General features: G+C 33.3%; 14 protein-coding genes and 1 riboswitch. Of the genes, 8 read left to right on the top strand and 6 right to left on the bottom strand.

Annotation, left to right across the window (positions count from 1 at the left end; translation table 11 throughout):
- Together DIU01_RS08435 and DIU01_RS08430 are read left to right on the top strand one after the other, a co-directional pair.
- Positions 1–682 (top strand): homoserine acetyltransferase (locus DIU01_RS08435; protein ID WP_290833447.1); only part of this gene is annotated, 682 nt, incomplete at its 5' end.
- Complete coding sequence (locus tag DIU01_RS08430) at positions 669–1,769, top strand: aspartate kinase (RefSeq protein ID WP_290833445.1); 1,101 nt, start codon at positions 669–671, stop codon at positions 1,767–1,769. The genes DIU01_RS08435 and DIU01_RS08430, both read left to right, overlap by 14 nt.
- Positions 1,770–1,890: 121 nt before the next feature.
- A riboswitch (SAM riboswitch) is annotated at positions 1,891–2,012 on the top strand.
- Between the two features lie 53 nt (positions 2,013–2,065).
- Here DIU01_RS08430 and DIU01_RS08425 read toward each other — a convergent pair.
- Positions 2,066–2,209, bottom strand: a complete 144-nt coding sequence (locus tag DIU01_RS08425; RefSeq protein WP_290833443.1) for a hypothetical protein — start codon at positions 2,207–2,209, stop codon at positions 2,066–2,068.
- Positions 2,210–2,423: 214 nt separating this feature from the next.
- On the opposite strand from DIU01_RS08425, the gene DIU01_RS08420 reads away from it, so the two are divergent.
- The 5 genes from DIU01_RS08420 (at position 2,424) to DIU01_RS08400 (ending at position 8,228) form a co-directional block, all read left to right on the top strand.
- Positions 2,424–3,416, top strand: a complete 993-nt coding sequence (locus DIU01_RS08420) for a homocysteine S-methyltransferase family protein (RefSeq protein WP_290833441.1) — start codon at positions 2,424–2,426, stop codon at positions 3,414–3,416.
- Between the two features lie 118 nt (positions 3,417–3,534).
- Positions 3,535–6,210: a methionine synthase gene (gene metH / locus DIU01_RS08415; protein WP_290833438.1), complete on the top strand. Its 2,676-nt coding sequence runs from the start codon at positions 3,535–3,537 to the stop codon at positions 6,208–6,210.
- A gap of 117 nt (positions 6,211–6,327) precedes the next feature.
- Entirely contained in the window at positions 6,328–7,083 is a 756-nt protein-coding gene (locus DIU01_RS08410; protein WP_290833436.1) for a LytTR family DNA-binding domain-containing protein, read from the top strand.
- A 61-nt stretch (positions 7,084–7,144) separates the two neighbouring features.
- On the top strand, positions 7,145–7,621 hold the full coding sequence (locus DIU01_RS08405; protein ID WP_290833434.1) for a TlpA disulfide reductase family protein: 477 nt from the start codon (positions 7,145–7,147) through the stop codon (positions 7,619–7,621).
- Positions 7,622–7,631: 10 nt separating this feature from the next.
- A complete protein-coding gene (locus DIU01_RS08400) occupies positions 7,632–8,228 on the top strand; it encodes a thioredoxin family protein (protein WP_290833432.1) in 597 nt (198 codons plus the stop codon).
- A gap of 56 nt (positions 8,229–8,284) precedes the next feature.
- Here the strand turns inward: DIU01_RS08400 and DIU01_RS08395 are convergent, their stop codons facing one another.
- The 4 genes from DIU01_RS08395 to DIU01_RS08380 form a co-directional block, all read right to left on the bottom strand.
- Complete coding sequence (locus tag DIU01_RS08395; RefSeq protein ID WP_290833431.1) at positions 8,285–9,055, bottom strand: CDP-alcohol phosphatidyltransferase family protein; 771 nt, start codon at positions 9,053–9,055, stop codon at positions 8,285–8,287.
- 53 nt (positions 9,056–9,108) lie between these two features.
- Complete coding sequence (locus DIU01_RS08390) at positions 9,109–10,128, bottom strand: heme A synthase (protein ID WP_290833429.1); 1,020 nt, start codon at positions 10,126–10,128, stop codon at positions 9,109–9,111.
- Positions 10,129–10,192: 64 nt separating this feature from the next.
- Entirely contained in the window at positions 10,193–11,620 is a 1,428-nt protein-coding gene (locus DIU01_RS08385; protein ID WP_290833427.1) for an HD domain-containing protein, read from the bottom strand.
- Positions 11,621–11,675: 55 nt separating this feature from the next.
- On the bottom strand, positions 11,676–12,269 hold the full coding sequence (locus DIU01_RS08380) for an L-threonylcarbamoyladenylate synthase (RefSeq protein ID WP_290833425.1): 594 nt from the start codon (positions 12,267–12,269) through the stop codon (positions 11,676–11,678).
- A 179-nt stretch (positions 12,270–12,448) separates the two neighbouring features.
- On the opposite strand from DIU01_RS08380, the gene DIU01_RS08375 reads away from it, so the two are divergent.
- Complete coding sequence (locus DIU01_RS08375) at positions 12,449–13,411, top strand: hypothetical protein (RefSeq protein WP_290833423.1); 963 nt, start codon at positions 12,449–12,451, stop codon at positions 13,409–13,411.
- Positions 13,412–13,415: 4 nt separating this feature from the next.
- Here DIU01_RS08375 and DIU01_RS08370 read toward each other — a convergent pair.
- The coding region (locus DIU01_RS08370; RefSeq protein WP_290833421.1) for a glycosyltransferase at positions 13,416–14,328 on the bottom strand (913 nt) is incomplete at its 5' end.

Here is a 14,328-nt window from a genome sequence, read left to right as displayed (position 1 = left end):
TATTTTTTTAGAAGGAATTAATATTCTTGAAATAGAAACTGTTTTTGCTTTGATTGGAGGAAGTTTAGGTGGCGGAATAGCTTGGGAAATGGCAAATTTACAACCAACAAAATTTCAAAATCTAATCCCAATTGCAACCGATTGGAAAGCTTCCGATTGGGTAATCGCCAATGTTTTAGTGCAAGATCAGATTCTGAATAATTCAGATAATCCAATTGTTGATGCGCGACTTCATGCGATGCTCTTGTATAGAACGCCACAGTCGTTAAAGAAAAAATTCAACAGAAGAAAGCAATCTCAAGTGAATGATTTTCAAATAGAAAGCTGGCTGGTAAATCACGGATTCAAATTACAGAACCGATTCAAATTATCCGCCTACAAACTCATGAATCATTTGCTAAAAACAATTGATATTTCAAAAGAAACGAATGATTTTGAAGTTTCAGCAGGTAAAATTTCAGCCAACATTCACATAGTTTCAGTCGATACCGATTATTTTTTTATTCCAGATGAAAACCGCGAAACATTTGAAATAGTAAAACCAATCAAGCAAAATGTTTTCTACCACGAAATAAAATCCATTCACGGTCACGACGCTTTCTTGATTGAATTCGACCAATTAGCACAAATATTAGAACCTATTTTTAATAAACAAAAACAACAAAATCATGTCAACGCTTAAAATAAATGTAATCCTTTTCGGAATCGGAAATGTCGGTAGTACTTTAATAAACCAAGTTATCGAAAGTCAGAAATTCTTCTTAGAAAAAAGAAATATCGATTTAAGATTTCCAATAATCACCAATTCAACGCTCGCTTTCTTCGAAAAAGATGGCGTAAAACATCAATGGGAAGCCAATTTTGCACAATCGGCAATTCCTTTCAGAATTGAAGATATTATCGAATATGTGCAAGAACAGCAATTCGAAAATCTAATCGCAGTCGATGCCACAGCAAGTTCCGATATAGTAAAAAGCTATATTCCATTAATCCAAAACGGATTTAATATTGTTACAGCCAATAAAAAAGCCAACACTTTACATCTTGATTTCTACAACGAATTAAGAAGAAATTTAAAAAACTTCGATAAAACCTTTCTTTATGAAACCAATGTTGGCGCTGGCTTACCAGTAGTTCAAACTATAAATGATTTACATTTTTCAGGAGAAAAAATCACAAAAATTAGAGGCGTTTTCTCGGGTTCATTAAGCTATATTTTCAACAGATTTTCATCCGAAGAAACTACATTTTCCAAAATTCTAGCCGATGCCGAAAAAAATGGATACACCGAACCCGATTCGCGCGAAGACTTATCAGGAAACGATGTTGCCAGAAAATTATTAATTCTAGCAAGAGAAATCGAACAAAAATTCGAGTTTTCCGACATAAAAATAGCATCACTTTTGCTTCCAGAATTAAACGAGCAACATTCCAAAGCACAATACGCAATCAACAAAACGCTATTCGACAAACCATTTAACATTGCCAAAATAACCCAAGCCCAAAATCACGTTTTACGTTACGTAGGTGAACTTGATGTAATCAATCAAAAACTCGAAGTCAAACTCATTTCTGTCCAAAAATCAACAGCATTAGGTCAGCTAAAAGGTGCCGATAACTTGATAGAAATTTACACAAAATCCTATGGCGAAATCCCAATTGTCATTCAAGGCGCAGGCGCAGGAAAAGAAGTTACAGCTCGTGGCGTTCTAACCGATATTCTAAAAATAGCCGATAAAATAAAAATAAAAGAAGCTATTTTTCAATAATTTACAACCAACCCAACCCCGAAAACCTGCAGCACTAAATCGTTGTAGGTTTTTATTTTTCACAAACACTTGCAAAATAAAATTCTATGTCATTACTTTGCATTGTTCATAAACTTATTGACTGTTATCACGAAAGCTGGAGAGATTAGACTCGATGAAAGCTTAGCAACCCTACAACTGTAGAAGGTGCTACATTCTATTCTTAATGCTGAATTTATTTCAGCATCTAGAAACAGATAACCCCGAGAATTTCCTCTCACTTTCACAATAACATAAATAAATTTTAAATCAACTTGTCATACTGAACTTGTTTCAGTATCAAGAGCGAATGGCTTGCGCATTTTTGCAATCCATAATCCTGCTTTTCGATGCAATCTTTTACTTTTTAAAGAAAAAAGTAAAAGGATTTCCTCTTCAATCAGGGCTAAATAGTATTCCATTTTTGTAAAAGTCAAGTTTCAAAAAGAACTATTTCTTAATAAACTTAACTAACTTAATGGTTTAAAAATAATAAAAATACGATTTCCAAAAAACAAAGTTTTTTAAAATTCGTGTAATAAATAAGTACAAAGAATTCGCGCAAATTCGTGCAATTCGTGTAAAAAAAAATAAGAATTAAACTTAGTGACTTAGCGCCTTAGTGGCAATAAAATTATGTCAAAAATAAACCAAGCAATAAAAGAAAGAATCCTAGTTCTAGACGGAGCAATGGGAACGATGTTACAGCGCAACAACTTCTCCGAGGAAGACTTCCGAGGCGAGCGTTTCAAAGATTTTCCACATCCATTAAAAGGAAACAACGATTTACTTTCCTTAACCCAACCCGAAGCGGTAAAACAAGTGCACCGTCTATATTTTCAAGCTGGAGCCGATATTGTAGAAACCAACACATTCTCTGGAACCACAATAGGTATGGCAGATTACCACATGGAAGATTTAGTGTACGAACTAAACTACGAATCAGCCAAAATTGCACGTCAAGTAGCTGATGAATTCACAGACAAACCACGTTTCGTAGCAGGTTCAATCGGACCAACAAACAGAACAGCATCAATGTCACCAGACGTAAACGATCCAGGTTATCGCGCAGTTACATTCGACGATTTAAGAATCGCCTACAAACAACAAGTCGAAGCCTTAATCGATGGCGGAAGCGACGTTTTACTAGTAGAAACAATATTCGATACATTAAATGCAAAAGCAGCACTTTTCGCAATCGAAGAAGTAAAAGAAGAACGTAATCTAGACATTCCAGTAATGGTTTCAGGAACAATTACCGATGCTTCTGGAAGAACGCTATCTGGACAAACAGTCGAAGCTTTCCTAATTTCAATTCAGCATATCGATTTGTTAAGTATTGGTTTCAATTGCGCACTTGGAGCAGACCAATTAAAACCCTATTTAAAAAGATTGGCACACAATACACAACTAAATATTTCGGCACATCCAAACGCAGGATTACCAAACGCCTTCGGTCAATACGACCAAACGCCACAAGAAATGCAAGCCTTAATTAAAGAATATTTACAAGATAATTTAATCAATATAATTGGTGGTTGTTGCGGCACAACGCCAGAACACATCAAAGCAATAGCAGAAGTCGCAGCACAGTTTCAGCCACGAAGTTCACTAATTTCCACAAATTAAAACGTGTAATAGATTTGATAAAAAATAATTTTTAAAGCACCTTAATGAACTTAACTTTCTTAATGGTTTAAAAAATAAACTTTGTGACTTTGCGCCTTTGTGGCAAAATAAAAATAAAATGTCAAGAACAAACAAAATAAATTTACAACTTTCAGGTCTAGAACCGCTTTTCGTTACCGAAGAATCTATTTTCGTTAACGTTGGCGAACGTACCAATGTAACAGGTTCGCGTAAATTTCTCAGATTAATCAAAGAAGAAAAATACGAAGAAGCACTTGAAATTGCAAGAAATCAAGTGGAAGGTGGCGCACAAATAATAGACGTCAATATGGACGAAGGAATGCTCGATGGCGTTTATGCCATGACCAAATTCCTAAATCTAATTGCTGCCGAACCAGATATCGCTCGAGTTCCAGTTATGATTGATTCCTCCAAATGGGAAATCATCGAAGCCGGATTGAAAGTCGTTCAAGGAAAAGCCGTTGTAAATTCCATTTCATTAAAAGAAGGAAAAGAAACCTTCATGCATCATGCCAAATTAATTAAAAGATATGGTGCAGCAGTAATCGTGATGGCTTTCGATGAAGATGGTCAAGCTGATACTTATGAAAGACGAATAGAAATTTGCAAAAGAAGTTATGATATTCTGGTAAACGAAGTTGGTTTTCCTGCACAAGATATTATTTTCGATCCAAACATTTTTCCGGTTGCAACTGGAATGGACGAACATAAACTGAATGCTTTAGATTTTTTCAGAGCCACAAAATGGATTCGTGAAAATCTTCCGTATGCCAATATTTCTGGAGGAGTTAGTAACGTTTCATTTTCGTTTCGTGGTAACGATACTGTTCGTGAAGCGATGCATTCAGCATTTTTATACCATGCCATTCAAAACGGAATGACCATGGGAATTGTAAATCCTGAAATGCTCGAGATTTATGACGAAATTGACAAAACACTTTTAGAACACGTTGAAGATGTACTTTTAAATAGGAGAGAAGATGCAACCGAGCGACTTTTAGATTTAGCCGAAACTTTCAAAGGTGATTACAAAGTAAATGAAAAAGCAATTGCCGAATGGCGGAATGGTTCGGTTCAAGAACGATTGACACATTCATTAGTAAAAGGAATCGACGAATTTATAGAAATTGATGTCGAAGAAGCCAGAGTAACTTCTGAAAAAGCAATCGAAGTTATCGAAGTAAACTTAATGGCAGGAATGAATGTCGTTGGTGATTTATTCGGAAGTGGAAAAATGTTTTTGCCACAAGTTGTAAAATCGGCTCGTGTTATGAAAAAAGCAGTTGCCTATTTATTACCATTTATTGAAGCACAGAAAGACGGAAAATCTTCATCTGCAGGAAAAGTACTGATGGCAACTGTAAAAGGCGACGTTCACGATATTGGAAAAAATATAGTAGCTGTAGTTTTGGGTTGTAATAATTTTGAAATCATTGATTTGGGAGTTATGGTTCCGCCAGAAAAAATTATTCAGGCAGCAATTGAACACAATGTAGATATTATAGGATTAAGCGGATTAATCACGCCTTCGCTTGATGAAATGGTTTATTTGGCAAAAGAATTAGACAAATTAAACATCAAAATTCCGATTATGATTGGTGGTGCAACAACTTCTCGTGCGCATACAGCCGTGAAAATTGCACCAGAATATAAAGAAACTGTTGTTCACGTAAACGATGCTTCGCGTGCTGTAACGGTTGCAAGTAATTTACTTCAAGCCGAAACCAAAGAAGGTTATGTAAAAGCCATTCGTGAAGAATACGACAAGTTACGTGACGGTTATTTGAACAGAAGTCGCGATAAAAATTTCCATTCAATTGAAGAAGCTAGAAAGAATAAATTAAAATTAGATTGGGATAATTTCACGCCTGTAAAACCAAATTTCATCGGAACAAAAACTGTTGAAGTGGAACTTTATGAATTGGTTGATTTTATCGATTGGACACCATTTTTCAACTCATGGGAATTGTACGGAAAATATCCTGCGATTTTAACAGATGAAATTGTAGGCGAACAAGCCACCAATTTATTTGCCGACGCACAAGAAATGTTACGACAAATTGTATCCGAAAAATGGTTAACCGCTAAAGGAATTCTAGGAATTTTTCCAGCAAATACAATCAATGACGATGACATTGAACTGACAACCGACAACCGACAACCAATAACTTTTCTAACTCTAAGACAACAATCTCAAAAAACAGCTGGCGCACCAAACATTGCATTGTCTGATTTTATCGCACCAAAAGATTCTGGAAAGCAAGATTACATAGGATGTTTTTGTGTTACAACAGGTTTTGGTGTAGATGAAAAAGCAGCCGAATTCGAAAAACAATTGGACGATTATAATTCGATTTTAGTAAAAGCACTCGGCGACCGATTTGCAGAAGCATTTGCCGAATATTTACATTTAAAAGTTCGTAAAGAAATTTGGGGTTACGCTTCAGATGAAAATTTATCGAATCAAGATTTAATTTCAGAAGAATATAACGGAATTCGTCCAGCGCCAGGTTATCCTGCGTGTCCAGACCATTTAGAAAAACCAACCATTTGGAAATTATTAAATGTAGAACAAGAAATAGGAGTGAAGCTTACCGAAAGTATGGCAATGTGGCCAGCAAGTTCCGTTTCGGGATATTATTTTGCAAATCCAGAAAGTAAATATTTCGGACTCGGAAAAATAAAAGAAGATCAAGTAATAGATTACGCCAAACGTAGAGGAATTTCTACCGAAATGGCAACAAAATGGCTTTCGCCGAATATAGCAGATTAATTTGGTTTCGGGTTTCGGGTTTCGGGTTCAAAGTTAACTCGCAACTCGCAACTCGCAACTCGCAACCCGAAACCCGAAACCCGAAACTCGCAACCCGAAACCCCTAACCAAAAAATAATGAACATAATAATTATAGAAGACGAAAAACCAGCAGCAAGATTATTGCAACGAAAGGTTGAAAAACTTGGATTGCAAGTCAATCAAATGTTGCATTCTGTGGAGGAATCCATCAATTGGTTTCAGAATAATCAACATCCCGATTTGATATTTCTTGATATTCAACTTTCGGATGGATTGTCGTTTGAAATTTTTGAACACATCGATATAAAAAGTGCTGTGATTTTTACAACTGCTTATGATGAATATGCATTGCGCGCTTTTAAATTAAATAGTATCGATTATCTATTAAAACCAATAGATGAAGAAGATTTGGAAACTGCTGTAAATAAGTTTAAAGCTAGAAATGTTGCTGTTCCGAATTTGTCATTAGATTTTGAAATGATAAAAAAGATGCTAGTGAATCCAATTGATAGAGAATACAAAAAGCGATTTACTATCAAAATGGGACAACAACTTAAAATGATAACTATTGATGAAGTCGAATGTTTTTATAGCGAAAACAAAGGAACGTATCTTCATACTTTTGATGGACGCGATTATTTGTTAGACAACACTTTAGAACAGTTAGAAAATGAATTAGACCCAAAAGATTTCTATCGTGTCTCTAGAAAATTTATCATTCCGTTAAAAGGAATTAAGGAAATTCAAATGCATAGCAATTCACGATTGAAAGTAATTTTACCAACTTACAAAGACGATGAAGTGATTGTAGCTCGAGAAAAAGTGGGCGATTTTAAAACGTGGTTAGGATAATAAAGATTTGTTAATTAACAAGTGAATAATTGAATATCTCATTAATTTTGAAAAAAAGATAATGAGATATTTTTATTTTATACTACTTCTAGCGATTGGATTTTCATCAAATGCTCAAGAAATTACTACTTTTAAAAAGTATGATGAGCTTGAAAAGTATCTTGAAGAAAATAAATCGCAACCATTAGTAATAAACTTTTGGGCAACTTGGTGCGCACCATGTATAAAAGAATTACCTTATTTTGAGCAATTACACAATCAAAATAAAGCTGTTAAAGTTATTACGGTAAGTTTAGATTTTGAGAAAGATTTCGAAACTAAATTAAAAACATTTTTAAAGAAAAAGAAGTACACTTTTATTACAACATTTCTTGCAGCAAAAGATTACAACAATTGGATTTCTAAAGTCGATGAAGATTGGTCGGGTTCTATTCCTGCAACTTTGATAATTAATGGTGAAAAAAGAGTTTTCGTTGAAAGTGATTTCAGCAATTTTGAGGAGTTAAATAATCACGTAAATAAATCTATTATTCAATAAATTATTAAATATGAAAAAGTTCGGAATTGTAGCATTACTTGCTTTGGTAGTTATGAGTTTCTCAACTTTACCTGCAGGTTATAAAGTTGGAGATAAAGCAACTGATTTTAAATTAAAATCGGTTGATGGAAAAATGTACAGCATGGCCGATTACAAAGATGCTAAAGGCTTTATTGTGGTTTTTACTTGCAATCATTGTCCGTTTGCAGTAAAATATGAAGACAGAATTGTAGCATTAGCCAAAAAATACAAGTCACTTGGTTACGAATTAATTGCCATCAACCCAAATGATCCTGCGGCACAACCAGAAGACAGTTTCGATTTGATGAAAGTGAGAGCCAAAGAAAAAGGATTTACATTTCCGTATTTATTTGACGAAGGTCAGAAAGTGTATCCTCAATATGGTGCAACCAAAACGCCACATGTATTTTTATTAGACAAAAGTTTAATTGTAAAATACATTGGTGCTATTGATGATAATGTTGACGATGCAGCTGCAGTAAAAGAGCGTTATTTAGAAAATGCCATCGCAGCTTTAGAAAAAAATCAAGAAGCAAATCCTTCAATGACAAAAGCAATTGGTTGTTCTATCAAAGTTAAAAAATAGAATTTTTTGAAATAAAAAAAAGAGTGAATTGTAATGGTTCACTCTTTTTTTGTGCATTATTTCAAATAAATTTTCCTAATTCCAATCAAGCCAAAAATCAATAAAGTATAGCCAATAAAAAAAGGTACAATAAATTCAATCCAGCCCAAAGGTAACATAACGGCAATAATTAGCAATTGAAATCCCAATCCATAAAGAGATAACAAGGTCATAAACCAGTTAGGAAATGTTTTTACTTTGTAAGCATCTTTGTCTAATGCATAAATTATTTTATCAAAAACGCCATAAACAACAGTATAAATTGCAAATAAAATATTTACAGCTTTCTGAGTTTCTCCAGGCAAAGCTTTGGGTGATTTGTATTCGAAAACTTTACTAGTTGAATCGCCTCCAACTGATTTATTTCGTAAGATTACATAGTAATAATTGTATAGAGTTCCTTGCAATTGAATTCCGATAAAAGCCAATAAACTAAACCAAATTGTAGTTTTGGAAACGTAACAAATGGTCATAAAAAACAGGAAATTTAGGATAATATCGAACACACTATCCAGATATCTTCCAACATAAGAAGGAGTGTTTTTCAGTCGCGCCAATTCGCCATCGGCAGCATCAATTCCAGATTTCAAAACAATAAAAAAAGCAGCCCAAAAATAGTGCTGATTTAGAATACAATAAATTGCAATCAAACCCGAAATACCAAACAAAAGGGTAACATGAATAGGAGTAAAGCGTGTATTTTTAAGTTGATTAGCAAGGAATTTTCCAAATGGTCTTCCGTAATCTGATAAGTCAAGAAATTTATCTTGAGCAGCAAGTTTTGACATTAAATGTTAGTAATCAAAAGAATGTGACAATATAGTCGGGTTGCAAATATACTTTATAAATTGTTTTTTTTGCTATTAGATTCTAAAATCATATAAAATTGGAAACCAAATAAAAGCGTAGCCAACACAATATGAATGGTTTGTGTTCCAAATGGAAAATCAAAATAATACATTGCAATTCCAGATATGATTTCGATTAGTAATAAAATCATAACCCAATTTAATTTTTTAAAACCCAGATTTAGTTTTTTATTTTGAGCAAACAAATACAAATTAACAAGCAAAACTATAACTGAAAAACTGCGGTGAATGTAAAACGATAAACTCGGATTTTGGAGCCATAAAATTTCAGGTGCGCCAGTTTCAGAAATGGTATCAACGTGCTCACGAACGCTTGTTCCTAATACTATTTGAATGATTGTTAAGGCCAAAGAAATAACTAAAATCCAATTAAATTTTCTGTCAAAACCAAGTGTTTTTTTGTCTTTTTGAACTGCATAAATTGTAATTAATTGAAAAGCAACAATCAATAACGCCGCCAACATGTGCGTTGTAATTTTAACCGGATTTAAAACAGAATCTACAACGGTTTTTCCAAGCCAAGCCTGAAATCCCATTAAAACACAAATTAAAAAGGTGAGTAAAATGAGTTTTTTATTGTCTTTCCAAAACCAAAAAGATAGAATAAAAGTCACAATACAAGCAATTCCTGCTAAAGCGCCGAACAATCTATTAATGTATTCAACCCAAGTGTGCAACGGATTAAAAACTGCATAATCATGTTTGGTATATTTTTCCCAATTGGATGCGTCAAAAGTTGATTTTGAAGTAAAATCAGTTTTTGCAATTAACAATGATTCCTCTTTTATTATGACTTGACCTTTGTCATATTCTTTTCCAGCAGTAAAAAGTAATTCTTTTTCTTGTGTTGGCGGAATGTAGTATCCAAAACATTTTGGCCAATCGGGACAACCCATTCCTGAGCCAGTTAGTCGTACAAACGCTCCAGCGAAAATCACTAAATAAACAAGAACTAATGATATTACTGCCCATTTTGAAAAATACTTTTTCATCAATTTTATTTTAAACAAATTTATTTCAATGTTTTCAATCAAAAACTCTAACAAAAGTTAATCTTTACTTATTGTTTTCGACTTTTTTCAATCCTAATTTTTCTGCTCTTTTCATCACAAAATCGTAAGCTGCTTGATATTCATTCGGGATTTTTCCGTCTAAAATTGCTTCTTTTACCGCTTCTTTTAGCATTCCGATTTCTCTTGAAGGTTTCAAATTGAATAGTTCCATGATTTCTTCACCCGAAATTGGTGGTTGAAATTGTCGCACGTGATCGCGTTCTTCAACTTCAATTATTTTCCTGCGAACAATATCAAAATTATCGTGGTATTTCTTGAATTTCTTTGGATTTTTGGTAGTAATATCGGCTTCACAAAGTGTCATTAAATGGTCTACATCTTCACCTGCATCAAATACTAAACGTCTTACAGCTGAATCAGTTACAATATCTTCAGCCAAAACAATTGGTCGTGAACTCATGCTAACCATTTTTTGAACAAATTTTAATTTATTGTTCAACGGCATGTGCAATCGCTCAAAGATTTTCTTAGCCATTTTTCCGCCAAGAAATTCGTGTCCGTGAAACGTCCAACCTTGTTTTTTGTTGAATTTTTTTGTTGGAGCTTTCCCAATATCGTGCAATAAAGCCGACCATCGTAACCAAACATCGTCTGTATTCGGACAAATATTATCTACAACTTCTAGCGTATGATAGAAATTATTTTTGTGTGTATGACCTTCAATTTCCTCTACATTATTTAACGCCGTTAATTCGGGCAAAATAATATCTAGTAATCCCGTTTTGTATAAAAGTAAAAATCCAATTGATGGTTTATCTGTCGATAGAATTTTGTTTAATTCATCTACAATTCGTTCTCCAGAAATGATCTTGATTCGGTCTTTATTTCTAGAAATTGCTTCTAATGATTCGGCTTCAATTTCAAATTTTAATTGTGTAGCAAATCTAATTCCGCGTAACATTCGCAACGGATCATCAGAATAAGTGATGTCAGGATTTAAAGGCGTTTTGATGATTTTATTTTCCAAATCAGCCAATCCATTAAAAGGGTCAACTAGTTCGCCATAGTTTTTTTCATTCAAAGAAAATGCCAATGCGTTTATGGTAAAATCGCGACGGTTTTGGTCGTCCTCCAATGTTCCGTTTTCTATAATTGGGTTTCTGCTGTCTTGATTGTAACTTTCTTTTCGTGCGCCAACAAACTCGATATCAATCTCTTTGTAGCGTAACATTGCAGTTCCATAAGTCTTAAAAACTTGAACTTTAGGTTTGTTCGGAATCAATTCTGAAACTTTCAAAGCCAACTCAATTCCAGATCCAACTGCTACAATATCTATGTCTTTTTCCAAATCTCTTTCTAATAAAAAATCACGAACAAAACCGCCAATAACATAACTATCAACGTTAAGTTCTTGACTTGCCTCTGCAATTATTTTAAAAATTGGGTTATTTAGTGCTTTTGTGTAATTCATTTTATTGATTTCAATTTCTGCTTAATCAACTGAAAACTGTGACTGTGACTGAAAACTATTTTCTAATTATTTTAACCTGATTATCCAAAGAAAGTTTTATAATCGTCGATGGATTTTTGCAAACTTTATCGCGGTGCAAATTTACTACATAGTCAACACCATTTATAATTTCTGGAGTAATTTCTTTAAAAGTTTTTGGAGCAAACATACCCGAAATATTAGCCGATGTAGAAACCAATGGTCGTTTCATGCGTTCCATTAATTTGTAACAAAATGGCTCTTTTACTAATCTAACGCCCAATGTTTTATCTTCTGCAATGATGTTTGGAGCAACATTTCTTGGATTGTCTAATATTAATGTAGTTGCTTTTTGTTTTTCTAAATCAGTATCGGCTGGGTTCGATAAATCCCAAATTTCCCATGCCAAATCAGGAATTTCCTTGAAAACATTGTACATCATTTTCTCGCTATTCATAAGTACAATCATACTTTTAGAATCGTCACGTTTTTTTAAGGCATAAATTTTGGCAACAGCTTCTGCATTTGAGGCATCGCAACCAATTCCCCAAACGGTATCTGTTGGATAAAGTATAATTCCGCCATTTTTGATGACTTCGTAGGCGTTGTGAACTTCAGTGTTCAAATCCATAAAAATATTTTTGCAAATATAAGAAAAATGCTTTGTTTTTGGTATTTAAATAAGTTTAATAGTTGCTTTCTCAATATTGTAGCATTATATTTCTTTCAATTTAAATTGATTCATTTTAGTATTGTAGATGGTTAAATAAATTTTTACATTTGCTTGTACATATAACATCTTGAATACTTATGAAAATTTTATTTCATGAAAACCAACTTACTTATCGTGGTACAAGCAACGCAATTTATGATTATGCAATTTATAACGAGGAATTACTAAACAATGAATCGGTTATTATCTATAATAAAAATAATAAGAATAATCTCAATGCAGCCATATCTAAGTTTAAAAGTCGATTTGAAGTAATTGGTTACAGTGAAACTTCAGAATTAGAAAAAATTGTAGACATACAAAATGCAGATCTTTTTTATGCCATAAAATCGGGTCAAAAAGATGGTGTAGAGGTTTCTAATTGTAAAACTGCCATCCATGTTGTCTTTAAGCATTGCGAGCCTCATGGTGACATCTATGCTTATGTATCTGAATGGTTGGCACTCGAGATGACAAATGGATCAGCACCATTTGTCCCTCATATGATAACTGTAGAAAAAAGTAATCTAAGCTTTAGAAAAGAACTAAATATTCCTGACGATGCAATTGTTTTTGGTCGGCATGGTGGTGCTAAAACTTTTGATTTAGCTTTCGTTAAATCTGTAGTGAAACAAGTTGCCAGGCAGCGTAAAGATATTTATCTTTTATTTTTAGGTACGAGCAGTTTTGTCTTTAAAACTTTATTTAGGCCTTACAAAAATGTAATATTTTTACCAACAACTGTCGATCCAGGAACGATATCTAAATTCATTAATACTTGTGATGCCTATTTACATGCTCGAAAACAAGGAGAAAGTTTTGGCATTGCGATAGGAGAATTTTCGATTTCTAATAAACCTATTTTAACGTGGGCCGATTCTCATGAAAAATCACATATTGATATTTTAGGTGACAAAGCCCTGCTTTACAATGATCAACAAGATTTGTCTAGTTTACTAAAAGATTTCGTGCCAGATAGTTCTAAAAATTGGGATGCATATTCAGAAAAGTTTTCTCCTGCTGTAGTTATGGATCAGTTTAAAACAGTTTTTATTGACTAGATTGTTAACGTTCCTGAATTATCTGCTTGTGTTTTATTGAGGATGCTAATGGCGCACCAAGAAAAACTAAGGTGTACAACATTTTTAAATGTTTAGGGTTAACCAAAGACTTTAATAAAAATACAACAATAAAAAAATATTTTAATAAAGCATAATTGAAGAAACCATAGTTTTTTCTAACAACATAAAGATGAGAAATTTTTAATTCAATTTTCTTTACATAACCTAGTGATGTACTTGCGCCATTGATATGAATATAATTTATATGAGGAATGAAGACTGTAGCTAAGTTGTTTTTCATAAATCGTTTACAAATATCCATCTCTTCAAAGTAGAGGAATAAATTTACATCAAATCCTCCAGCATTATAAAAATGGCTTGCTTTCATTAACATGTAACTACCTACAACATAATCAACAGATATTGGGTTTTTGTAGTCAAGATGTCGTTTCGTTTTCTTAGGAAATAATTTTTCAAAAAGCCAATAACCCAATAATCGATTTGTGAAAGTATCAAAGTGCCCAAATGCAACTTGTTTTTCATTATTTTCAAAAATGGGTTGAATGCCCACAATTCCAACATGTTTGTTTTTTCCCAAATAATCTAGAGGATATGTAAACGAATCTTCAACCAAGATAACATCGTTATTGATAAAAGCTAAATATTCTCCTTTGGCAAATTGTACACCCAACATATTTCCAGCAGAAAAGCCACCATTAAGTTTACTTCTAAACAAGAAAACCTTTTCGTTACCTAGTTGATCAATCATTTTCTTGAGGTCGTTGTATTCTTCAAAAGATGATGCGTTATCGATAACTATTATTTCGTAGGTAAGGTTTTTCGGCGTTTGTTTAATAATCGAAAGAACACAATTAAAGGTCAAAACCGATGTATTGTAGTTTATTATGACAACAGAT

Origin of the sequence: Flavobacterium sp. (assembly GCF_003525665.1) — a bacterium.
In the GTDB taxonomy this organism is placed as follows: domain Bacteria; phylum Bacteroidota; class Bacteroidia; order Flavobacteriales; family Flavobacteriaceae; genus Flavobacterium.
Note: the sequence above shows the minus strand (reverse complement) of the source record. Positions and strands in the feature narration are given on the sequence as shown.

What these genes read in the sequence shown, in the direction of transcription:
- DIU01_RS08430 (WP_290833445.1), top strand. Translation starts at nt 669, where the DNA reads ATGTCAACGCTTAAAATAAATGTAATCCTTTTCGGAATCGGAAATGTC.
- DIU01_RS08425 (WP_290833443.1), bottom strand. Translation starts at nt 2,209, where the DNA reads ATGGAATACTATTTAGCCCTGATTGAAGAGGAAATCCTTTTACTTTTT.
- DIU01_RS08420 (WP_290833441.1), top strand. Translation starts at nt 2,424, where the DNA reads ATGTCAAAAATAAACCAAGCAATAAAAGAAAGAATCCTAGTTCTAGAC.
- metH (WP_290833438.1), top strand. Translation starts at nt 3,535, where the DNA reads ATGTCAAGAACAAACAAAATAAATTTACAACTTTCAGGTCTAGAACCG.
- DIU01_RS08410 (WP_290833436.1), top strand. Translation starts at nt 6,328, where the DNA reads ATGAACATAATAATTATAGAAGACGAAAAACCAGCAGCAAGATTATTG.
- DIU01_RS08405 (WP_290833434.1), top strand. Translation starts at nt 7,145, where the DNA reads ATGAGATATTTTTATTTTATACTACTTCTAGCGATTGGATTTTCATCA.
- DIU01_RS08400 (WP_290833432.1), top strand. Translation starts at nt 7,632, where the DNA reads ATGAAAAAGTTCGGAATTGTAGCATTACTTGCTTTGGTAGTTATGAGT.
- DIU01_RS08395 (WP_290833431.1), bottom strand. Translation starts at nt 9,055, where the DNA reads ATGTCAAAACTTGCTGCTCAAGATAAATTTCTTGACTTATCAGATTAC.
- DIU01_RS08390 (WP_290833429.1), bottom strand. Translation starts at nt 10,128, where the DNA reads ATGAAAAAGTATTTTTCAAAATGGGCAGTAATATCATTAGTTCTTGTT.
- DIU01_RS08385 (WP_290833427.1), bottom strand. Translation starts at nt 11,620, where the DNA reads ATGAATTACACAAAAGCACTAAATAACCCAATTTTTAAAATAATTGCA.
- DIU01_RS08380 (WP_290833425.1), bottom strand. Translation starts at nt 12,269, where the DNA reads ATGGATTTGAACACTGAAGTTCACAACGCCTACGAAGTCATCAAAAAT.
- DIU01_RS08375 (WP_290833423.1), top strand. Translation starts at nt 12,449, where the DNA reads ATGAAAATTTTATTTCATGAAAACCAACTTACTTATCGTGGTACAAGC.